Raw genomic sequence first — 20,752 nt, forward strand, 5'->3', positions numbered from 1 at the left:
GTGGCCGCCCGTGGCAGGTGCGGTGGCACCGTCGCCGGCGGGCGTTCACGAGACTTGCCCCTCGCCGGCGCGGGGCGTGGACAGGAGTGCGGCCCCCGTGGCCGTAAGGAGGAGCAGTACATGTCCGTATCGTCCCAAGTGGCTCCGTCAGGAGCCGGCACGCCGCGCAAGGACGGCGGCGGAGGACAGCCTCCGGGGGAGGCGGCCGGCCGGCGCAGGGAGGGACGGCCCGCGCGCCGTGTGAGTACGGGCGCGGTGCCGTATCTGCTGCTCCTCCCGGCGCTCGTGGCCACCGTGGTGCTGCTGGGCTGGCCCCTGGTGAAGAACGGCATGCTGTCGTTCCAGAACCTCAACATGCGCCAGCTGATCCAGCACCTCACCGAGTGGAACGGCGTCGAGAACTACCGGGAACTGCTCTCCGACGCGGAGTTCTGGCACGTCGCCCAGCGGTCGCTGATCTTCACGGTGGTCAACGTCACCCTGGTCATGGTGCTGGGCACGCTGACGGGCCTGCTGCTCGCCCGGCTCGGCAAGCGGATGCGGCTCACGCTCTCCATCGCGCTGACCCTCGCCTGGGCGATGCCCATGATCGGCGCCACCACCGTCTACCAGTGGCTCTTCGCCTCCCGCTTCGGCGTGGTCAACTGGGTGCTGGACGCCCTGGGCTGGCACTCGATGGCCGAGTACAACTGGACCGGCCACCAGTTCTCCACCTTCTTCGTGGTGACCCTGCTCATCGTCTGGCAGTCGATCCCGTTCGTGGCGTTCAACCTCTACGCCGCCACCACCACGATCCCCGCCGAGCTGTACGAGGCCGCGCGGATGGACGGCGCCGGGGCGCTCAAGCTCTGGTCCACCGTGACCTACCCGTTCCTGCGGCCGTTCCTGCTGGCCACGACGTTCCTGCAGATCATCTGGATCTTCAAGTCGTTCGCCCAGATCTTCGCGGTCAACGGCGGCGGCCCGGAGCGGCTCACCGAGACGCTCCCCGTGTACGCCTTCGTCGAAGGTGTCGGCAACCAGCACTACGGCATGGGCGCGGCGATCTCCATCCTGACGATCCTGATCCTGCTCGCGCTCACCTCGTACTACCTCCGTCTGACCCTCAAGCACGAGGAGGAGCAGCTGTGAGGCGCTCACTCGCCGGCCGTATCTGGCCCAACGCCACCGCCGTGATCCTCACGGTCGTCTTTGTCTTCCCCGTGTACTGGATGTTCAGCACGGCGTTCAAGGTGCGCGGCGACATCCTGTCGGACACCCCCGTGTGGTTCCCGACGTCGCCCACGCTGGAGAACTTCCGTACCGCGATCAACGCGGACCACTTCTGGACGCTGGTGCGCAACTCGTTCGTCGTCACGGTCGGGGCGGTGCTGCTCTCCCTGTTCGTGGCGATGCTGGCCGCCTTCGCGCTGGCGCGGATCAAGTTCAAGGGGCGGCGCGGGTTCGTCCTGCTGTTCATGATCGCGCAGATGGCGCCGTGGGAGGTCATGGTCATCGCGATCTATCTGATCGCGCGTGACTCGGACATGCTCAACCAGCTGCTCCCGCTGACGCTCTTCTACACCATGATGGTGCTGCCGCTGACCGTCCTGACGCTGCGCGGCTTCATCGCCGCCGTGCCCAAGGACCTGGAGGAGGCGGCGATGGTGGACGGGGCCTCGCGGATGCAGGCGTTCATCAAGGTGATCTTCCCGCTGCTGGCCCCGGGCCTGATGTCCACCTCGCTCTTCGGTTTCATCACGGCCTGGAACGAGTTCCCGCTGGTGCTGATCCTCAACAAGGACGCCGAGGCCCAGACCCTGCCGCTGTGGCTGTCGAGCTTCCAGACGGCCTTCGGTGACGACTGGGGCGCCACCATGGCCGCGGCCAGCCTCTTCGCGATCCCCGTGCTCGTGGTCTTCCTGGTGCTGCAACGTAAGGTCACCGGAGGACTGACGGCCGGAGCGGTGAAGGGGTAACAGCACATATGTCCACTGTCATCCAGGGGCACGACACGATCACCCGGGACGCGCTCACCGTCCTGCACCCCGGCTTCGACGGGCTCGAGCCGCCCCAGTGGGTGCTGCGGCGGCTCGACGACGGGCTGACGTGCGTGGCGCTCTTCGGGCGCAACGTGCGTGACGCCGAGCAGGTCGCGGCGCTCACCGCGCGGCTGCGGTCGGTACGGCCCGAGGTGATCGTCGCGACGGACGAGGAAGGCGGTGACGTCACCCGGCTCGAGGTGCGTACCGGCTCGTCCTTCCCCGGCAACCTCGCCCTGGGCGCGGTGGACGACGTGGACCTCACCCGGGCGGTCGCCCGGGAGCTGGGGCGGATGCTGGCGGAGTGCGGCGTCACGATGGACTGGGCGCCGTCCGCCGACGTCAACTCCGACCCGGACAACCCGGTGATCGGGGTGCGCTCCTTCGGCTCCGGCCAGGAGCTGGTGGCGCGGCACACCGCGGCGTACGTCCGCGGGCTGCACGACTCCGGCGTGATCGCCTGCGTCAAGCACTTCCCCGGGCACGGCGACACCGCCACCGACTCCCACCACGCGCTGCCGCACATCGGCGTGCCGCTCGAGGTGCTGCGGGCACGGGAGCTGGTGCCGTTCCGGGCGGCGATCGACGCGGGGGCGAAGGTCGTGATGAGCGCGCACATCGTGCTCTCGGCGCTCGACCCGACGCTGCCGGCCACCCTCAGCCGTCCGGTGCTCACCGGGCTGCTGCGGGGGCCGGTCGCCGACGGCGGGCTGGGCTTCGACGGCGTCGTCACCACCGACGCGCTGGAGATGCGGGCCATCGCCGAGACGTACGGCATGGCCCGGGGCGCGGTCATGGCCCTGTCAGCCGGCGCGGACGCGCTGTGCCTGGGCTTCAACGCCGACGACGAGCTCGTCGTCGGGCTCCGGGACGCGATCGCCGCGGCGGTACGGTCCGGGGAACTCGCCGAGGAGCGGCTGGCCGAGGCGGCCTCACGGGTGCGGGGGCTCGCCGCTTGGGCGTCCTCGCGGGCGAGTGCGGTGGAGGGGGCCGCACTCGCCGACCCGTCGGCCGGGGCCGGTTCGCCGGTCGGGCTGGTCGCGGCGCGGCGGGCGCTCACCGTTACCGGGGCTTCGGGGGTCACCCCTTTTTCCGCTCCGGTGTATGTGGCGTCCTTTACGCCGGTCGCCAATATGGCGGCGGGGGACGAGACGCCGTGGGGGCTCGTGCCGGAGCTGGCCCGGCTTCTGCCGGGGACCGTGGGCGGGTACTTCGGGCCCTCCTCGTCCGGGGCGGAGGCTGTGGCCGCGGCGGGGGAGCGGCCGTTGGTCGCCGTGGTGCGGGACGTGCATCGGCATCCCTGGATGGGGGAGGCGCTGGCGGCGGTGCTTTCGGCTCGGCCGGATGCGGTCGTGGTGGAGATGGGGGTGCCTCAGGCTTCGCCTCTTGGGGCGCTGCACATCGCTACGCGGGGGGCTTCGCGGGTGTGCGGGGTCGCTGCCGCGGAGGTCATCGCGGGGGTTCGGTAGGCGTTTTGGCTGCGGTGCCGCGCCGGCCCCGCGCCTCCGGCGCGGGAATGTTCCCACCCACAGCCACCCGTTGCCGTGCATCGAGGTCACCGTGCCGGCGCTTCGTGGGGGGTAAAGGGCGGGGTCAGCGTGCCGGCGCTTCGTGCGGGGCAAGACGGGGCCAGCGTGCCGGTGCTGCGGGGGAGCGTCGGCAGGGTGACCCATCCGCACGGTAACGGGCGGCCGCGGGTGGGCATTCGCTCCGCGCCGAAGGCGCGGAGGCCGACGCGGCACTCCCGCGGACGCGAACGCGGCGCAGGCGCAGGCGGGAAGCTGGGCCTCCGCCGCCCCCTCTGCTAGATTGGTCTAAACCACTCCCACCCCGCATAAAGGCAGGCCAGCGTGGAAGTTGTCATCGTCCCGGACGCCGAGGCAGGCGGCGAGCTGATCGCGGAGGCCATCGCCGCCCTCCTGCGCCGCAAGCCCGAGGCCCTGCTCGGTGTGGCCACCGGATCCACCCCGCTGCCGATATACCAGGCCCTCACCGCGAAGGTCCGCGAAGGCGCCGTGGACGCGTCGAAGGCCCGTATCGCCCAGCTCGACGAGTACGTCGGACTGCCCCAGGGGCACCCCGAGTCCTACCGCTCCGTGGTGCTGCGCGAGGTCGTGGAGCCGCTCGGGCTCACCGAGGAGTCCTTCCTGGGCCCCGACGGCACCGCCGAGGACGTCCAGGCCGCCTGCGACGAGTACGACAAGGCGCTGGCCTGGGCCGGCGGCGTCGACCTCCAGCTGCTGGGGATCGGCACGGACGGCCACATCGGCTTCAACGAGCCCTGCTCGTCCCTGGCCTCGCGCACCCGGATCAAGACGCTCACCCAGCAGACCCGGGTCGACAACGCCCGCTTCTTCGCCGGGGACATCACCCAGGTCCCGCACCATGTGATTACCCAAGGCATCGGGACCATCCTCGACGCCCGCCATCTGGTCCTGCTCGCGACCGGCGAGGGCAAGGCCGACGCCGTCGCCGCGACGGTCGAGGGACCGGTCGCCTCCGTTGTACCGGCGTCCGCGCTGCAGCTGCACCGGCACGCGACCGTCGTGGTGGACGAGGCGGCGGCGTCGAAGCTGAAGCTGGCCGACTACTTCCGCCACGCCTACGACAACAAGCCCGACTGGCAGGGCATCTAGGGCCTGCCAGGAGTCCCCGGCCCGTACGGGGCGGGCCCGAGCCGCGTCGGCCCCGCCCCGTACGTACACCTCAGAGCAGCGCGCCGCCCGTCACGTCGATCCACTGTCCCGTGACCCACCGGCTGTCGTCCGAGGCGAGGAACGCCACGACGTCCGCCACCTCCGCCGGCCGCGCCAGCCGGTTCAGCGGGGACCAGCCCGCGACCTCCGTCCGCGTCCGCGAACCCTCGTCCCCGAGCCACGGCGCGTTCATGTCCGTGTCGATGACTCCCGGCGCCACCGCGTTCACCGTGATCCCCCGCTCGCCCACCGTCGCCGCCAGCTTCGCCGTGAAGACGTCGATCGCCCCCTTCGTCATCGAGTACGCGATGATCCCGGGCATCCCCGCTCCCCGGGTCAGGCCCGTCGACACGTTGACGATCCTGCCCCCGTCGCGCAGCCGGTCCAGACCGAGCCGGGTGACGAAGAACGGCGCCTTGGTGTTGACGGCGAAGACCCGGTCGTAGTCCTCCTCGGAGACCTCCGAGACCGTCCCCGGGGCCACCACCCCCGCGTTGTTCACCAGGACATCCACCCCGTCCGCGTGCGCGTCGTACGCCTCCCACAGCGCCTCGGCGGCCCCCGGCGCGCCCAGCTCCGCCCGGATCGCGAACGCCGAGCCGCCGGCCTCCTCGATCGCGGCGACCGTCTCCTTCGCCGCCGCCCCGTCGCTGCCGTAATGCACCCCCACCCTGGCCCCGTCCCGGCCCAGCCGCTCGGCGATGCCCCGCCCGATGCCGCGGCTGCCGCCCGTCACCAGAGCCGTCTTGCCCCTGAGCGCGCCCATGGCCGCGCCCCCCTTCTTTAGTGGTCGCTACAGAAAGGACCGTACCACGTTTCCTAACGCCCGCTATAGAATTGGCCGCATGACCGCCAAGCAGCGCGGACGCCCCCGGTCCTTCGACCGGGAGGCGGCCCTGAAGCAGGCCGTGTTCACGTTCTGGGAGCACGGCTACGAGGCGACGTCCGTCGCCGACCTGACGGCGGCGATGGGTATCGCCGCCCCGAGCCTGTACGCGGCGTTCGGCGACAAGCGGGCCCTGTTCGAGGAGGCGGTGCAGGTCTACGCGCACGCCTACGGCGGCTTCAGTGCCCTCGCCCTGACCGAGCCCACGGCGCGCGGGGCGATGGAGCGGCTGCTGCGCGACGCCGCGGTGGAGCACACGACGCCCGGCCGCCCGCGCGGCTGTCTGATCATGAGCGCGGGGACGAACACCAACACGGCGGAGGTCCGCGAATATCTGCGCGACCTGCGGATACGTAACATCGGCTCGTACGAGGAGCGCATCCGCCGCGGCATCGACGAAGGCGAGCTGCCGCCCGGCACGGACGCGGGGGCGCTGGCGCACTATGTCGCCGCCGTCTTCCAGGGGATGGAGCAGCAGGCCCGGGACGGGGCCACGCGCGAGGAGCTGGAGGCCGTGGCCGAGCGGGCGATGCAGGCCTGGCCCGGGACATGACTTCGGGCCGCGGCGCCTGGAGCGGGACCCTCAACCCGCCCCGGCACCGCAGCCCGGAGCTGAGCCGGCGGTGTCGCGGGGTGTGCGGCCCCGCGGGAACGGCCGGCGGGAGGCCGGGACGCAGTCAGGGCAGAGAGCGCCACGATCCTCGTTCCGCCCTCCTGTGCGGGGAGGCCGGAAGCAACTGCAAGCCATTGTGGACTAGACCACTTGTCTCCGTCTAGAGGTCTGCACCACCGGAACCGGCCCCGTACGCCCGCCCGGGTACGCTCGAGGCGTGCCCTCCATGAACGACCTCGTGCGCCAGCACACCGCGCTGACCGAAACCGACCTCGAGTGGCTCCATCTGCTCGTGTCGGAGTGGCAGCTGCTCGCCGACCTCTCCTTCGCGGACCTCGTGCTGTGGATCCCCACCCTCGAGGGCTCGCGCTATGTCTCCGTGGCGCAGATGCGGCCCAACACCGGGCCCACCTCCTACCAGGACGACATGGTCGGCCACCTCGTCCCGCGCGGCCGGCGCCCGATGCTGGACGTCGCGTACGACGAGGGCCGCATCGTCCGCGAGGGCGACCCGGAGTGGCGCGAGGAGGTCCCGGTCCGGGTCGAGTCGATCCCCGTGCGCCGGGAGGGCCGGGTGCTGGGCGTGATCGCCCGCAACACCAATCTGCTGACGGTACGCACCCCCAGCCGGCTGGAGCTGACGTATCTGCAGAGCGCCTCCGACCTGGCGCAGATGATCGCCGCCGGCGCCTTCCCGTACCCGGGCCAGTCGATGGAGTCCGAGGCCTCGCCGCGCGTCGGCGACGGTCTGCTGCGGCTCGACGCCGACGGCGTCGTCCAGTACGCCTCGCCCAACGCCCTGTCCGCGTTCCACCGCCTGGGCCACGCCGCCGACCTCGTCGGACTGCATCTGGGCAAGGCCACCGCCGAACTGGCCCTGCACCAGGGGCCGGTGGACGAGGCCCTGGTCAAGCTGGCCAGCGGCTGGGCGCCGCGCGAGACGGAGGTCGAGGGCAGCGGCGGCGTGATCCAGCTGCGCGCCATCCCGCTCAAGCCCAAGGGCGCGCGGATCGGTTCGCTCGTCCTGCTGCGCGACGTCACCGAGCTGCGCCGCCGCGAGCGCGAGCTGATCACCAAGGACGCCACCATCCGGGAGATCCACCACCGGGTGAAGAACAACCTGCAGACCGTCGCCGCCCTGCTGCGTCTGCAGTCCCGGCGGCTGGCCGCGCACGACCCGGACGGCCGGGCGCGCGAGGCGCTGGACGAGGCGGTGCGCCGGGTCGGCTCGATCGCCATCGTGCACGAGACGCTGTCGCAGACGCTGGACGAGCGGGTGGAGTTCGACGAGATCGCCGACCGGGTGCTGGCGATGGTCGCGGAGATCTCCCCGGGCCGGGTCACCGGCCGGCGCACGGGACGCTTCGGCGTCCTGGACGCCGAGGTGGCCACCCCGCTGGCGATGGTCCTCACGGAGCTGCTGCAGAACGCCCTGGAGCACGGCTTCGGCCCCGGCGACACCGGCACGGTCGAGGTCGGCGCGCTGCGCTCGGGAAACCGCGACAAGGCCAGGCTGCTGGTCACCGTCCAGGACGACGGCCGCGGACTGCCGCCGGGCTTCGACGCGGCCACGGCGGGCAATCTGGGGCTGCAGATCGTACGGACCCTCGTCGAGGGCGAGCTCGGCGGCACGTTCACCATGGAACCGGCGCCGGAGGGCGGTACGCGGGTGGCGCTGGATCTCCCGGTGCAGGGCGAGAAGAAACGCTGACGCCCATTCACTTCCCGTCCCGGAACGGATCCGGGAATGTAACGGTTTTGTCCCACCGGGGAATTGCAGGACCCCTGGAAAATGCCCGAGCCCCGGAACCGGAAAGGTCCCAGGGCTCAAAGGATCCGCGCGCTGCGGCTCGGAGGAGAGTTGCCGCGGCCCCCGTCGCCGGGGGGCCGGACAGCTGCGTTCAGGCGGGTCAGGCGGTGGCCTTGCGGGCCCGGTTGCGGGCGGCGCGGCGCTTCATCGCGCGGCGCTCGTCCTCGCTCATGCCACCCCAGACGCCGGAGTCCTGACCGGACTCGAGCGCCCACTGCAGGCACTGCTCCTGGACGGGGCAGCGGCGGCAGACAGCCTTGGCTTCCTCGATCTGCAGCAGCGCAGGACCGGTGTTGCCGATGGGGAAGAACAGCTCGGGGTCTTCCTCGCGGCAAACGGCGTTGTGACGCCAGTCCATGACTGCTCCATCTCATAGTGTTGCGGGCGAGTTGCTTGTGAATGTGAACGCTTTCACGAATCCCCCCACGAGTGAAGAGGCCGGACCGGGGGAACCCGTGTGACCTTCAACATGTGGAGTGAGATCCGGCGAGGAACTGGAGGGCCCGACGGTGGGTGCCGTTCCGATCGCCAAGAGAAGGTTCGCAAACCTCAGCTTCGGATACAACCCCTTCCGGGAAGTTTCTTTGGATTCCTTGGTGTCGATTGGCTCACAGCACTGGATCAAGGGGTCAGATGCAGTCCGTACGTTCGAGATAAAGGCCCGCAGGCCTTTCTACTCACACAATCACACGCAGTGCGCGCCGTACGCCTGTGAAGGACACACTCGTACGCAGTCCAAGGTGGTCACCGTCGACCTGAAAGGGCAGTGGGGCCTGTGATTCCAAGGTGAACGAGGTCTGGTCGTGCAGTGACACAGCGTGCTTGCCGTGCGGTCCGCGCTGCGGAGAGGAGACGAGCAGCTGCGTTCCGTAACGGGCCGCCGCGCCCGGTCCCAGGCGCGACAGTCCGAGGACGTCGAGCGCCGTGTCGAAGGACGCCTTGGGCGCGGCGTACAGCGGCTTGTTGCCGAGATACGACCACGGCGCCGTATTGCAGACGAACGTGGCGACCAGACCCCGCACCGGGTCCGCGCCGGGCCGGGCGAGCGTTATCGTGCCCTGCCGCCGCGGCTCCGACATCAGCTGGCGCACCAGCTGGCGGACGTACAGCGCGTGCGTCGACCGCTTCCCGCGCGCCCGCTGCTGCTCCACCCGGCCCACCACGCCGGCGTCGAAGCCCAGCCCCGCGCAGAACGTGAACCAGCGCTCCGGCGCCCCCTCGTCCGCCGTCCCCGGGGTGCCCGAGGCCAGGCCCAGGCCCACCGTGCGCTCCGAGCCGGTGCGCAGGGCGTCCAGCAGGGCGCCGGTGGCCTCCACCGGGTCGTTGGGCAGGCCCAGCGCGCGGGCGAAGACGTTCGTGGAGCCGCCGGGGACCACCGCGAGGCCGGGGAGGGCGTCCGGGTCGGGGCCGTGGTGCAGCAGGCCGTTGACGACCTCGTTGACGGTGCCGTCGCCGCCCAGGGCCAGGACGAGGCGCACCTCGCCGGTCTCCGCCGCCGCGCGGGCCACGTCGCGGGCGTGGCCGCGGTACTCCGTGGTCACCACGTCCAGCTTCAGATCGCTGGCGAGGGCGTGGATCAGGACGTCACGGGTCCGCGCACTCGTGGTGGTGGCGGCGGGGTTGACCACAAGAAGGGCGCGCATGGAGTGCAGGGTACCTACCGCCGCGTACGGGCGCGAAGCCGGAGCGGGGGCGGCCGATACCCTGGGGCCCATGAGCTCTGCATCCTCCCGGGGGGCGACCCCGACCCCCGAAGACCCCGCCGGCCCGCGTCCCGCACGGGTGACGGTCGCCGCCGTGCTGACCGCCGCCGAGGGCGTCGTGGTGGCCGGGCTGGGCGTCGCCCTGCTCGTCGCGCTGGCCGCCGGGGAGAGCGGGAGCCGGCGCTCGGCGCTGTTCGGCGGGCTGACCGTGCTGGCGCTGGCCGTGCTGCCGCTGGCCGCGGCGCGCGGGCTGTGGCTGCTGCGCCGCTGGAGCCGGGGGCCGGCCGTGATGACGCAGCTGATGACCGTCCCCGTGGTGTGGACGATGGTCGCCACCGGCGGGGTGCTGCTGCCGCTCGGCGCGCTGCTGGGCGCCGTGGCGCTGACGGCGCTGGTCATGCTGCTGAGCCCGAGCACCGTCGAGGCGCTCGGCGTCGGGCCCAGGGAGGCCTGAGCCCTACTCCTCCACCAGCAGCCGCTCGCGCAGCTGCGCCAGCGTGCGGGCCAGCAGCCGCGAGACGTGCATCTGCGAGATGCCGACCTCCTGCGCGATCTGCGACTGCGTCATGTTCCCGAAGAAGCGCAGCAGCAGGATCTTCTTCTCCCGCGGCGGCAGCTCCTCCAGCAGCGGCTTGAGCGACTCGCGGTACTCCACGCCCTCCAGGGCGTCGTCCTCGGCGCCCAGGGTGTCCGCGACCGCCGGGGACTCGTCGTCCGTGTCCGGGACGTCCAGGGACAGCGTGGAGTACGCGTTGGCCGACTCCAGGCCCTCCAGGACCTCCTCCTCGGAGATGCCCAGCTGCTCCGCGAGCTCGTGCACCGTCGGCGCCCGGCCGTGCCGCTGCGAGAGCTCCGCCGTCGCCGACGTCAGCGACAGCCGCAGCTCCTGCAGCCGGCGCGGCACGCGCACCGCCCAGCCCTTGTCCCGAAAGTGCCGCTTGATCTCGCCGACCACGGTCGGGGTGGCGTACGTGGAGAACTCCACCCCGCGGTCCGGGTCGAACCGGTCCACCGACTTGATCAGCCCGATCGTGGCGACCTGCGTCAGATCGTCCAGCGGCTCCCCGCGGTTGCGGAAGCGCCGGGCCAGATGCTCGACCAGCGGCAGATGCATACGGACCAGGGCGTTGCGCAGCTCCGCGTACTCCGCCGTGCCCTCGGGGAGTTTGCGCAGCTCGTGGAACATCTCCCGGGCCGCGCCGCGGTCCGCCGGATAGCCCCTGCCCGAGGGCGTGGGGTACGCCCTGCCCGTGGGGCCCGGGGAGGGATCACGCCGGCTGGTGTGCCGGCCGTGCTCGTGTCCGTCCATCTGCTCAGCCCGCCCGTCTGTCGCCCCTGCCGAAGGCGCCGCCTCCGGTGCCCCTTCGGCGCGTCCCCGCGGTTCCCGCTCGTGCTCCACAGCCGCCAACAAGCCCCTTCGTACGGCATCACCCCGGGACTGCTGTCCCGGGGCCGGCGCCTCGTGCCCCTCGTTCATCAGGCCGCCCTCCTCGCGCAGTTCATGTCTGGCCGGGGCCGGCGCCGCGCTCTTTGTGCAGGCTGATGGTGACCGTACGGTCCTCCGACACGGTCGAGTCGACCCGGCCGGCGAGAGCCGAGAGCACCGTCCAGGCGAAGGTGTCGCGCTCGGGCGCCCTGCCGTCCGTGGTCGGCGCCGAGACCGTCACCAGCAGGGCGGGCCGGTCGGGCTTCTCCGCCTGGCTGTCGAGCTGGAACACACAGGTGAGCACCGAGCCCGGTACGGCCTGCTGGAGCAGGATCGCGCAGGCCTCGTCGACCGCGATCCGCAGGTCCTCGATCTCGTCGAGGGTGAAGTCCAAGCGGGCCGCCAGCCCTGCCGTGGCCGTTCGCAGGACCGACAGATAGGCCCCCGCGGCCGGCAGCCGGACTTCCACGAAGTCCTTCGGCCTGGGCTCGCCTTCGTTCTGGGACACCCTCACCTCCAAGGTGGCGCGCGCTGCGTCTTTCAACGAGCGTGAGTACAGCGAGTTTCCATGGTGCCGGAACCCGGCGGTCATCCCTCACAAGGGGTGACCGGCCGGACCGGCGCACGGTTCGCATGCGACGCTACCGCGAGTGGTCGGCTGCTGTCCCCCTGGTACGGGGAAGGACCCGCCATCCCGCCAGTGTCACTAATGGTAAGCCTTCGGGTACGGACAGTGGCTAGAGCTGTGCAGGGCCAATTCCCGGGGCGATCACGGAGTGTTGACGCTCTGTGACGAAGCGAGATCAAGGAGGGCCCGGCCCTCCAGCCGGTAGCCGGTCCACACCGGCTGCGGGACGGCGCCCAGGGCCTCGTAGATCGCCGCCGCCTTCTCGTTGTCCTCGTGGACGGACCATTCGAAATGGTCCCAGCCCCGCTCCACGCAGAGCGCCGCCAGCCGCGCCATCAGCGCCTTTCCGTGACCGGAGCCGCGGTACGGCGGGCGGACGAACAGGTCCTCGAGATACACGCCGTGGTTGCCGGACCAGGTGGAGAAGCTGCGGAACCACAGCGCGAAGCCCGCCGGGGCCGGGTCGCCCGGCGCCTCGGCGATCAGGGCGAAGACCGCGGGGTGCGGACCGAAGAGCGCCTCGTGCAGCTTCTCGTCGGTGGCCTCGGTCTGCGTGACATCGTGGTGTTCGGCCAGGTCACGCACCATGGCGTGGATGGCCGGCACATCGCCGGGCCGGGCTTCGCGGATCATGGTCCCAGCGTAGGCCCCGGGCGGCCGAGTGGCTTGTTCGGACCCGTCGACTGATCGATGTGTCGACTTGCCGCAGGTCAGCGCGTACGTATCGGACCTCAGACCAGCAACTGGTCGACGAAGCACCAGCGCCAGTCCTCGCCCGCCTCGAAGCTGCGCATCACCGCGTGCCCGGACTCGTGGAAGTGGGCGGTGGCGTGCCGCAGCGGGGAGGAGTCGCAGCAGCCGACATGACCGCAGACCAGGCACAGCCGCAGATGCACGGGCTGGGTGCCGGCCGCCAGACATTCCAGACAGGTCTCGCTCAACGGCGACACTTCCACGGCCGGAAGTTCGGACACATGTAGGCATTCGGTCATGCGGCCAGGTTAGATCGTTGGCGATGAACGCGTTCCCCATGCTCATGCTGGTGGCCGGCAGCGCCGTGGTGGCGGGCCTCGCCCGGCGCACCCCCGTGCCCGCGCCGCTGCTGCTCGTCACGGCGGGACTGGCCGCCTCCTACGTACCGGGGATTCCCGGGTACGGACTCGACCCGCACGTCGTGCTGCCGCTCGTGCTGCCGCCGCTGCTGCACACCGCGGCGCTCGACAGCTCGTACCTCGATCTGCGGGCGAACATGCGTGCGGTGATGGCGCTCAGCGTCGGCTACGTGCTGTTCGCGACGGCCGCCGTCGGGCTGATCGCGTACGCCGTGGTCCCCGGGCTGCCGCTGACGGCCGCGCTGGTGCTCGGCGCGGTGGTCGCGCCGCCGGACGCCGTGGCGGCGACCGCGATCGCCCGGCGGGTCGGGCTGCCGTCGCGGATCACGACCATCCTGCAGGGCGAGTCGCTGGTCAACGACGCCACCGCGATCACCGCGTACAAGGTGGCGCTGGCCGCCGCGGTGGGGGAGGGCGCCAGCTGGGCCGGGGGGCTGGGGGAGTTCGCGCTCGCCGCGCTCGGCGGGGTCGGGGTGGGGCTGGCGCTGATGGTGCCGCTGCACTGGCTGCGGGTGCGGCTGACGGAGCCGCTGCTGCAGAACACCCTGTCGCTGCTCATCCCGTTCTTCGCGTACGCCCTGGCCGAGGAGCTGCACGCCTCCGGGGTGCTGGCCGTCGTCGTGGTCGGGCTGTATCTCGGGCACCGGTCGTGGCAGGTGGACTTCGCGACCCGGCTGCAGGAGGAGGCGGTGTGGAAGATGGTCGGCTTCGTGCTGGAGTCCGTCGTCTTCGCGCTGATCGGGCTGCAGCTGCGGGTCGTCGTGGAGGGCCTCGGTCCGTACGGGGTCGGGGAGGCGCTGTGGTACGCGGTCGCCGTGCTGGCCGCCGTGGTGGTGATGCGGTTCGTCTGGGTCTATCCGGCGACGTATCTGCCGGGGCTGGTGCGGCAGAAGATGCGCGAGGACATCCCCTGGCCGGTGCCGTTCGTCATCTCCTGGGCCGGGATGCGCGGGGTGGTGTCGCTGGCCGTCGCGTTCTCGATCCCGCTCACCGTGCGCGGCGGCGACTTCCCGGCCCGCAATCTGGTCCTCTTCCTCACCTTCACGACCGTCATCGGCACCCTCGTCGGCCAGGGACTGACGCTGCCGCCGCTGATCCGGCTGCTGAAGCTGCCCGGGCGCGACGCGCAGGCCGAGACCCTCGCCGAGGCGCAGGCGCAGAACGACGCCTCGCGGGCCGCGCTGAACCGGCTGGAGCATCTGCTCCACGATCCCGTCAACCGGCTGCCGGGGCCCCTGGAGGACCGGCTGCGCGCCGTGCTGGAGCGGCGGCGCAACGCCGTGTGGGAGCGTCTCGGCGGGGTCAACGAGGCCACCGGGGAGAGCGCGGACGAGACGTACCGGCGGCTCGCCGGGGAGGTCATCGACGCCGAGCGGGCGGTGTTCGTGGAGCTGCGGGACGCGCGGCGGATCGACGACGAGATGCTGCGGACGCTGCTGCGGCGGCTGGATCTGGAGGAGGCGGCGGCGTACCGGGAGGCGGCGGAGTGAGTCAGCCGGTGACGACGGCCGCGAGGGTCGTGCCCGGGGGGAACGCGCCCTCCTGGGCCAGGGTTGTCAGGCCCAGGAGCATCTTGGCGACGTAGATCCGGTCGGGCGCGAGCCCGTGGCGTGCCCCGAAGTCCGCGGCGAAGTCGTCGAGCTCCGGGGTCGTACGGGCGTATCCCCCGCAGTGGAAGCGGTCGTCGGTCGTCCAGTCGCCCCTGCGCGCGCCGAACGCCTCGCGCTGGAGCCGTTCGGCCTCCCCGCCCAGGAACCCGCCGCGCAGCACCGGGAAGCCGATCGCCCGCTGCCCCGGCCCCAGGCCCGCCGCCAGCCCGGCCAGGGTGCCGCCCGTACCGCAGGCGACGGCCGCCACGCCGGCGGCGCCCCGCAGCTCGCGGCCCAGCCCGGCGCAGCCCCGTACCGCCGCGGCGTTGCTGCCGCCCTCGGGGACGGCGTAGAAGTCCCCGAAGCGGTCGTGGAGCTCCGCCAGGTACGCGGGCTCCGCGCGGCGGCGGTACGTGCCGCGTTCGACGAAGTGCAGCCGCATCCCGTCCGCCGCCGCCCGCGCGAGGGACGGGTTCAGCGGCCGGTCCGCGAGCTCGGCGCCGCGGACCACGCCGATGGTGTCCAGGCCGAGCAGCCGGCCGGCGGCGGCCGTGGCGCGCAGATGGTTGGAGTACGCGCCGCCGAACGTCAGCAGCGTGCGGTGGCCCGCGGCGCCGGCGGCCTCGAGGTTGGGGACGAGCTTGCGCCACTTGTTGCCCGGCAGCCGCGGGTGGATCAGGTCGTCGCGCTTGAGCAGCAGCCGCAGCCCGCGCCGGGTGAAGCGGTCGTCCGGGCACTCCACCAGCGGCGACGGCAGCCGGGGGTGCAGCGCGCCGAGGTCCATCCCGGCAGCGTACGACGGTCAGGCGGCGTGCTTGTGGCCGCCCCGGGAGGGGAAGCCGCCACTGGCCGACTCGGCCTTGGTGAGGAAGTCCTCGCCGTGCATCCGGACGTGGTCGCGGACGGCGTCCAGGGCTTCCTGGAGGGCCTGCTCGTTGCCGCGGCCGCGGGAGGAGTTGAAGTACGCGACGCCGAGCTTGCGGAGCTTGTCGCTGCCCTCACGGCTCGCCTGGACCTCGTCCAGCTTCTCCTTGCCCTGGTTCAGGGCGTTCTGGGCCTGCGCCTTGGCCTTGTCGAAAAAGCTGGACATGAGGTGCCTCCGGGGGTACTTAGTGGCGTAATGAGACTGATGTCCAGTATCCCGGGGGGTGGAGGAGGAGCAACGGGTCGGGGGCCGATCGGGCGTCAGAGCCAGCCGCGGCGGCGGAAGGCGCGGTGCAGGACGAAGCAGATCACCGCCGTGACGGCGACCACCGCCGGATAGCCGTACGTCCAGCGGAGCTCCGGCATGTGGTCGAAGTTCATGCCGTACATCCCGCACACCATCGTCGGCACCGCGAGGACGGCGACCCAGGCGGAGATCTTCCGCATGTCCTCGTTCTGGGCCATGGTCACCCGGGCGATATTGGCCTGGAGTATCGAGTTGAGCAGCTCGTCGAAGCCGTTGATCTGGTCGGTCACCCGCGCCTGGTGGTCGGCGACGTCGCGGAAGTACGGGCGGATCGCCGGGTCGACCGCCGGCAGCGGCCGCTCCGCGAGCAGCTGCAGCGGGCGGGCCAGCGGGGCGACGGAGCGCTTGAGCTCGAGCAGTTCGCGTTTGAGGTGGTAGACGCGGGCGGCGTCCGCGCGTCCGTTGCCCTCGCCGAAGACGTCCGCCTCCACCGTGTCGATGTCGGTGAGGATCGCGTCCGTGACGGTCAGGCAGTCGTTGACCACCTGGTCGGCGACGGCGTGCAGGACGGCGGACGGTCCGTGCGCCAGCTGCTCCGGTTGCCGCTCCAGGGACTCGCGGACGGGGCCGAGGGTGCCGTGCTGCCCGTGCCGGACGGTGATGATGTAGTCCGGCCCGGTCAGCACGGTGATCTCGCCGCTCTCGACCACCTCGCAGCTCGACGTCAGCACGTCGTGGTCGGCGTACGACACGGGCTTGAACACCGCCAGGGCCATGTCCCCGAACACGTCCAGCCGCGGCCGGGGGGCGCGGTGCAGGGCGGCCTCGACGGCCAGCGGGTGCAGGCCGAAGAGCTTGGCGACCGGGGCGATCTCGGCTGCGTCGGGCTCGTGCAGCCCGATCCAGACGAACCCCGCGCCCCTGGCCCGTACGAAATGCACCGCCTCCTGCGGGGTGGGGTCACCGGGCAGCCGGTGGCCGTCGAGGTACACGACGCAGTTCTCCACCGAGCTGCCCAGGGGCGAGCGCACGGGATGGCTGAGGTCCACGGGCCGGCGCCGGCCCGGCAGCCTGACGACGGTGCGGAACGTGCGGCGTACGACAAACAAGTGCGTCCCCCGGTCAGCTGTTGGCGTTGCGCCCAGTCTGGTGTCAGGCGGCGGGGCGGAGCAAGATCTTCCCGATCGCGGTGCGCGCCTCGATCACCGCGTGCGCCCGCGCGGCGACGGCGGCCGTCACCACCCCGGCCTCGCCGGGCCCCGGCCGCGGCTTCGGTACGTTCGGTGAGGTCAAGCGGCCGGCGTCAGGCCTGTCCCGTCGGCAGGATCACCGTCTGGCGCAGGTTCACCCGGCGGGGGCGGCTGGTGGTGTACGCGACGAGGTCCGCGACGTCCTCGGCGGTCAGGGCGTCGAGGGTCTCGAACATGCCGCCGAGCTGGGCGGTGAGGCCGTCGTTGTCGATGTGGTCGCCCAGCTCGGTGGCCGTCAGGCCCGGCTCGATGTTCGTGACGCGGACGTTGCGCGGGCCGAGTTCCGCGCGCAGGGAGGCGGAGAGCTGGGTGACGGCCGCCTTCGTCGCGCTGTAGACCGCGTACGCGGGGAAGACGGTGTGGGCGCCGATCGAGGAGATGTTGACCAGGTCCGCCGGGCCGCCGTCCGCCGCCGCGGACAGGAGGTCCGGGGTGACGGCGCGGACGACGCGCAGGGTGCCGGAGACGTTGGTGTCGAGCATGCGCGTCCATTCGTCCTGGCGGCCGTCCGTCACCGGGTTCGGCAGCATGACGCCGGCGCTGTTGACGGCCAGGTCGATCCGGCCGTACGTGTCGTGGATCCGGCGGACCGCGGCGGCGACGGACTCGTCGTCGGTGACGTCCGCCGTGACGGGCAGCGCCCGGCCGCCGATTCTCCCGGCGAGTTCGGTGAGCCGGTCCTCGCGGCGGGCCAGCAGGGCGACGCGGGCGCCGTGCGCTGCGAGCAGGGCGGCGGTGGCGGCGCCCATCCCGCTGGCGGCGCCGGTGACCAGGGCGGTGCGGGCGGAGAGGGTGTCGTACGTCATGCGGGGTGTGCTCCTCGGGCTCGTGGTGTCCGACGGGCCCAACACTGCGCCGGGTCGCTGGGCTTACCCAGGGCAGGGCTTTTCCTGGGTCCGGCGGTACCACCGTAGGCTCGGGCCGTATGAGCGACGATCTCGGCGGCTTCCTGCGCTCCCGGCGCGCCCGGATCCGGCCCGACGACGTGGGGCTGCCCGCATACGGCCGGCGGCGCGTGCCCGGGCTGCGGCGCGAGGAGGTGGCGCAGTTGGCGGGGGTCAGCGTCGACTACTACATCCGCCTCGAACAGGGGCGCGGGCCCAGCGTGTCGGACGCCGTGCTGGACGCGGTGGCGCGGGTGCTGCGGCTGGACGCCGTCGAGCGGGAGCACCTGTACGACCTGGCCCGGCCGGGGCGCGCCCGGCGGTTCCCGGCCGAGGGGCCGGACGTCCGGCCCGGGCTGCGGGCGCTGCTGGACTCCCTGGGGACACCCGCGTTCGTGCTGGGGCGGCGGATGGAGGTCGTGGCGTGGAACGGGGCGGGTGACGCCGTCAACGGGTTCGCCTCCTGGGTGCCGGTGTACGGGACCGTCGTCCGGCACACGTTCCGGGCGCCCGGGGCCCGGGAGCTGTACCCCGAGTGGGAGACCGTGGCGCGGGAGGCGGTGGGGTATCTGCGGCTGGACGCGGGGCGGCATCCGGGGGACGCGGAGACGGAGGCGCTGGTCGGGGAGCTGTCCGCGGCGGACGCGGACTTCCGGCGACTGTGGGCGGCGCACGACGTGCGGGAGAAGGCGCACGGGCGCAAGCTGCTGCGGCATCCGGTGCTGGGCGAGCTGGAGTTCGGGTACGAGACGCTGACGCTGCCCGGGGACCCCGACCTGCTGCTGGTCGCGTACACGGCGGCGCGGGGGTCGGCGACGGAGGGGAAGCTCGCCGAAGTGCTTCCCCCCGCGACCGTGGCGACGTAATCTCGATTACATGCTTACAGCCGAAGAGCACGAAGAACTCCGCGGCTGGTTCGCCGGGCGGCTGCCCGACGGGCTCTACGAGCCGCCGCTGGACATCACCGTGGACCGCGAGGAGATCACGGTCGTCGGCCGGATCCCCGAGCCGCAGCTCGCCGGGGAGGTGTCCGACGCGGAGCGCGAGGCCGCCCTCGGGGCGCGCATCGACGAGTTCCGCGAGCGGACCCGGGGCGAGCGGATGGACGTGGCCCGACGGGCCGAGGAGCGCTACGGCCGCACGGTGTCGTGGGGCGTGGAGTGCGGGCCGGCGCGGGTGGTGTTCACCAACGTCGCCGCGCCGGTGATGACGCGGCTGCGGCAGCCGCAGCGCCAGGTGCTGGACACGCTCATCGCGGGCGGTGTCGCCCGCAGCCGCAGTGAGGCGCTGGCCTGGTGCGTACGGCTGGTGGAGCGGAACGCCGACAGCTGGCTGACGGAGCTGCAGGACTCGCTGGAGCAGGTCCGGCGGGTACGGGAGAGGGGACCGGACGCTTGACGACGCCGAGCATCTACGACTGGGCCGGGGGCGCGGAGGCCTTCGACCGCCTCACGACGGCCTTCTACCGCGAGGTCCACAAGGACCCCCTCCTGGCCCCGGTCTTCGCCGCGGCCCCCGCCGAACACCCCCACCACGTCGCCCTGTTCCTCGCGGAGGTCTTCGGCGGCCCCCGTACGTACTCGGCGGACCACGGCGGCCACGACGGCATGGCCCGCCACCACCTCGGCCGGCACATCACCCAGGAGCAGCGCCGCCGCTGGGTGTCCCTGCTGATGGACGCGGCGGACGAGGTGGGCCTGGCGGCGGACCCGGAGTTCCGCGCGGTGTTCGCGTACTACATCGAGTGGGGCACCCGGATGGCGATCGTCTACTCGGGCGACGACGCCCCGCCCACGGAGGGCCCGATGCCGGCGTGGGACTGGGGGCAGACACCGCCCTGGGTGCCGCCGCCGGGGGCGTGAGGGTCAGCGGGCGGAGGCCGTGAACCGCTCCGGGCGGAAGTCTCCCAGCAGGTCCGCCCGCGTGCCGTCCAGGATCTCCTCGGCGAGCAGCCGGCCGAGTACGGGGCCGAGGGTGATGCCGCTGTGGGTGACCGCCTCGTAGTAGCCGGGGACCGTGGGCATGGCTCCCACGGACGGGAAGCCGTCGGACGGGATGGGGCGGTTGGATGTGCGGGATCCGGTGATGCGGGCGTCCGCCAGGGGCGGGACGACGGCGCGGGCCAGCTCGTGGAGGTGGCGGGGGAGGTCTGCCGGGTCCTCGCGGTCGAGGCGGGCGTCGATCTCGCGGCTGTGGAGGGCCACCGATGCGTCGCCGTCGGGGCGGATCTCGATACGGGGGGCGTGCAGGGCGCGGTTGACCGGGACCCGGGTGCACGTGAGCCGGGTGACGAGGCCCGGCTCGCGGCGCATCGGGAGGCCGCGGGCGACGAGGGCGGCGATACGGGAGGCGTGGGGGCCCGCGGCGTTCACGATCGCGTCGGCGGTCAGACGGGTGCCGTCCGACAGGGTCAGGGTCCTGCCGTCGATGCCGTCGACCGCGGTGTCCCAGCGGTGCTCGGCGCCGGCGGCCGACTCGACCAGACGCCCGACGAGCCGCCGCCCGTGCACCCACGCCTCGTCGGGGTAGTAAAGCACCCGCGCCCCGTCCGGCACCGCGACGGCGGGCTCGAGCCGGCGGCGCACCTCGGCGCCCGTGAACTCCTCGACCCGGTATCCCCACCGGACCAGCAGCTCACCCGTCCCCAGCAGCTTCGCCTCCGCGTCAGGATCCCCGGCCCACCGCAGATGGCCGTCGGGATACCACCACCCGTCCGGCCCCACGGCCTCCGCCAGCGCGCGGTACGCCGCCATGCCCGCGACGTTCAGGTCGAAGTACGACCTGCGCACGGTCTTGTTACTGGCGTTGACCCACGCGAACGACCAGTCCGTGACCCCCTCACCCGGCCGCCCCGCGTCAAGGAACACGACCCCGGCCCCACGCCGCGCCAGATTCCACCCCACGCAGGCCCCGAGAATCCCCGCACCGATCACAGCGACCCGCATGAACGCCCCCTCCCGGAC

The 20,752-nt window shown here is 72.3% G+C and carries 24 protein-coding genes; 11 read left to right on the top strand and 13 right to left on the bottom strand.

Going from position 1 to position 20,752, the window contains the following annotated elements; all coding sequences use genetic code 11:
* Positions 1-120: 120 nt before the first annotated feature.
* The 4 genes from SRB5_RS18865 to nagB all read left to right on the top strand — a co-directional run bounded on the left by SRB5_RS18865 (position 121) and on the right by nagB (position 4,657).
* Positions 121-1,131 carry a carbohydrate ABC transporter permease gene (locus SRB5_RS18865; RefSeq protein WP_153453521.1) on the top strand — a complete coding sequence of 337 codons (1,011 nt, stop codon included), beginning with the start codon at positions 121-123 and terminating at the stop codon, positions 1,129-1,131.
* The gene (locus SRB5_RS18870) at positions 1,128-1,958 is read left to right on the top strand and encodes a carbohydrate ABC transporter permease (protein ID WP_323378137.1); all 831 of its coding nucleotides are present in this window, start codon (positions 1,128-1,130) and stop codon (positions 1,956-1,958) included. The genes SRB5_RS18865 and SRB5_RS18870 overlap by 4 nt, the downstream gene beginning before the upstream one ends.
* A gap of 8 nt (positions 1,959-1,966) precedes the next feature.
* Positions 1,967-3,490 carry a glycoside hydrolase family 3 protein gene (locus SRB5_RS18875; RefSeq protein WP_153453523.1) on the top strand — a complete coding sequence of 508 codons (1,524 nt, stop codon included), beginning with the start codon at positions 1,967-1,969 and terminating at the stop codon, positions 3,488-3,490.
* Between the two features lie 381 nt (positions 3,491-3,871).
* Positions 3,872-4,657 (top strand): glucosamine-6-phosphate deaminase, encoded by a 786-nt coding sequence (gene nagB / locus SRB5_RS18880; protein ID WP_323378138.1) that lies wholly within the window; start codon positions 3,872-3,874, stop codon positions 4,655-4,657.
* A gap of 70 nt (positions 4,658-4,727) precedes the next feature.
* Here the strand turns inward: nagB and SRB5_RS18885 are convergent, their stop codons facing one another.
* Positions 4,728-5,483 (bottom strand): SDR family oxidoreductase, encoded by a 756-nt coding sequence (locus SRB5_RS18885; RefSeq protein ID WP_153453524.1) that lies wholly within the window; start codon positions 5,481-5,483, stop codon positions 4,728-4,730.
* Between the two features lie 79 nt (positions 5,484-5,562).
* Here SRB5_RS18885 and SRB5_RS18890 point away from each other — a divergent pair, with 79 nt between their 5' ends.
* Together SRB5_RS18890 and SRB5_RS18895 are read left to right on the top strand one after the other, a co-directional pair.
* On the top strand, positions 5,563-6,156 hold the full coding sequence (locus SRB5_RS18890; RefSeq protein ID WP_153453525.1) for a TetR/AcrR family transcriptional regulator: 594 nt from the start codon (positions 5,563-5,565) through the stop codon (positions 6,154-6,156).
* A gap of 286 nt (positions 6,157-6,442) precedes the next feature.
* Positions 6,443-7,927, top strand: a complete 1,485-nt coding sequence (locus SRB5_RS18895) for a sensor histidine kinase (protein WP_153453689.1) — start codon at positions 6,443-6,445, stop codon at positions 7,925-7,927.
* A 199-nt stretch (positions 7,928-8,126) separates the two neighbouring features.
* On the opposite strand, the gene SRB5_RS18900 is transcribed toward SRB5_RS18895, so the two are convergent.
* Both SRB5_RS18900 and SRB5_RS18905 read right to left on the bottom strand, forming a co-directional pair.
* A complete protein-coding gene (locus tag SRB5_RS18900; RefSeq protein WP_153453527.1) occupies positions 8,127-8,384 on the bottom strand; it encodes a WhiB family transcriptional regulator in 258 nt (85 codons plus the stop codon).
* A gap of 319 nt (positions 8,385-8,703) precedes the next feature.
* Entirely contained in the window at positions 8,704-9,669 is a 966-nt protein-coding gene (locus SRB5_RS18905) for a diacylglycerol/lipid kinase family protein (protein WP_153453529.1), read from the bottom strand.
* A 70-nt stretch (positions 9,670-9,739) separates the two neighbouring features.
* On the opposite strand from SRB5_RS18905, the gene SRB5_RS18910 reads away from it, so the two are divergent.
* Entirely contained in the window at positions 9,740-10,183 is a 444-nt protein-coding gene (locus tag SRB5_RS18910; RefSeq protein ID WP_153453531.1) for a hypothetical protein, read from the top strand.
* A gap of 3 nt (positions 10,184-10,186) precedes the next feature.
* Here the strand turns inward: SRB5_RS18910 and SRB5_RS18915 are convergent, their stop codons facing one another.
* The 4 genes from SRB5_RS18915 to SRB5_RS18930 all read right to left on the bottom strand — a co-directional run bounded on the left by SRB5_RS18915 (position 10,187) and on the right by SRB5_RS18930 (position 12,775).
* Positions 10,187-11,206, bottom strand: coding sequence for an RNA polymerase sigma factor SigF (locus SRB5_RS18915; protein ID WP_228390192.1), 1,020 nt, complete (start codon positions 11,204-11,206; stop codon positions 10,187-10,189).
* A 22-nt stretch (positions 11,207-11,228) separates the two neighbouring features.
* Entirely contained in the window at positions 11,229-11,663 is a 435-nt protein-coding gene (locus tag SRB5_RS18920; RefSeq protein ID WP_323378139.1) for an ATP-binding protein, read from the bottom strand.
* Between the two features lie 261 nt (positions 11,664-11,924).
* Positions 11,925-12,416 (bottom strand): GNAT family N-acetyltransferase, encoded by a 492-nt coding sequence (locus tag SRB5_RS18925; protein WP_153453533.1) that lies wholly within the window; start codon positions 12,414-12,416, stop codon positions 11,925-11,927.
* Between the two features lie 98 nt (positions 12,417-12,514).
* Positions 12,515-12,775: a UBP-type zinc finger domain-containing protein gene (locus tag SRB5_RS18930; protein ID WP_153453535.1), complete on the bottom strand. Its 261-nt coding sequence runs from the start codon at positions 12,773-12,775 to the stop codon at positions 12,515-12,517.
* Between the two features lie 23 nt (positions 12,776-12,798).
* Between SRB5_RS18930 and SRB5_RS18935 the strand changes: the two genes are divergently transcribed.
* Positions 12,799-14,385, top strand: coding sequence for a Na+/H+ antiporter (locus SRB5_RS18935; protein ID WP_153453537.1), 1,587 nt, complete (start codon positions 12,799-12,801; stop codon positions 14,383-14,385).
* Position 14,386: 1 nt separating this feature from the next.
* Here SRB5_RS18935 and SRB5_RS18940 read toward each other — a convergent pair whose 3' ends face one another.
* The 5 genes from SRB5_RS18940 to SRB5_RS18960 form a co-directional block, all read right to left on the bottom strand.
* Complete coding sequence (locus SRB5_RS18940; RefSeq protein WP_153453539.1) at positions 14,387-15,268, bottom strand: 1-aminocyclopropane-1-carboxylate deaminase/D-cysteine desulfhydrase; 882 nt, start codon at positions 15,266-15,268, stop codon at positions 14,387-14,389.
* 18 nt (positions 15,269-15,286) lie between these two features.
* Complete coding sequence (locus SRB5_RS18945) at positions 15,287-15,574, bottom strand: hypothetical protein (protein WP_153453541.1); 288 nt, start codon at positions 15,572-15,574, stop codon at positions 15,287-15,289.
* A 95-nt stretch (positions 15,575-15,669) separates the two neighbouring features.
* Positions 15,670-16,764 (bottom strand): magnesium and cobalt transport protein CorA, encoded by a 1,095-nt coding sequence (locus SRB5_RS18950; protein WP_153453543.1) that lies wholly within the window; start codon positions 16,762-16,764, stop codon positions 15,670-15,672.
* Positions 16,765-16,807: 43 nt separating this feature from the next.
* Positions 16,808-16,948, bottom strand: coding sequence for a hypothetical protein (locus SRB5_RS18955; RefSeq protein WP_153453545.1), 141 nt, complete (start codon positions 16,946-16,948; stop codon positions 16,808-16,810).
* A 10-nt stretch (positions 16,949-16,958) separates the two neighbouring features.
* On the bottom strand, positions 16,959-17,711 hold the full coding sequence (locus tag SRB5_RS18960; protein WP_153453547.1) for an SDR family oxidoreductase: 753 nt from the start codon (positions 17,709-17,711) through the stop codon (positions 16,959-16,961).
* Between the two features lie 119 nt (positions 17,712-17,830).
* Here SRB5_RS18960 and SRB5_RS18965 point away from each other — a divergent pair, with 119 nt between their 5' ends.
* From SRB5_RS18965 to SRB5_RS18975, 3 genes are read left to right on the top strand one after another with little or no spacing between them, the layout of a single operon-like run.
* The gene (locus tag SRB5_RS18965) at positions 17,831-18,655 is read left to right on the top strand and encodes a helix-turn-helix transcriptional regulator (protein ID WP_153453549.1); all 825 of its coding nucleotides are present in this window, start codon (positions 17,831-17,833) and stop codon (positions 18,653-18,655) included.
* Positions 18,656-18,665: 10 nt separating this feature from the next.
* The gene (locus tag SRB5_RS18970; RefSeq protein WP_153453551.1) at positions 18,666-19,187 is read left to right on the top strand and encodes a hypothetical protein; all 522 of its coding nucleotides are present in this window, start codon (positions 18,666-18,668) and stop codon (positions 19,185-19,187) included.
* Entirely contained in the window at positions 19,184-19,651 is a 468-nt protein-coding gene (locus SRB5_RS18975) for a group II truncated hemoglobin (RefSeq protein ID WP_153453553.1), read from the top strand. Before SRB5_RS18970 ends, SRB5_RS18975 begins: the two co-directional genes overlap by 4 nt.
* Before the next feature lie 3 nt (positions 19,652-19,654).
* Here the strand turns inward: SRB5_RS18975 and SRB5_RS18980 are convergent, their stop codons facing one another.
* Positions 19,655-20,734, bottom strand: a complete 1,080-nt coding sequence (locus SRB5_RS18980) for an NAD(P)/FAD-dependent oxidoreductase (RefSeq protein ID WP_153453555.1) — start codon at positions 20,732-20,734, stop codon at positions 19,655-19,657.
* Positions 20,735-20,752 lie beyond the last annotated feature (18 nt).

The sequence above is a fragment of the Streptomyces smaragdinus genome (genome assembly GCF_009604385.1).
GTDB classification, from domain to species: Bacteria; Actinomycetota; Actinomycetes; order Streptomycetales; family Streptomycetaceae; genus Streptomyces; species Streptomyces smaragdinus.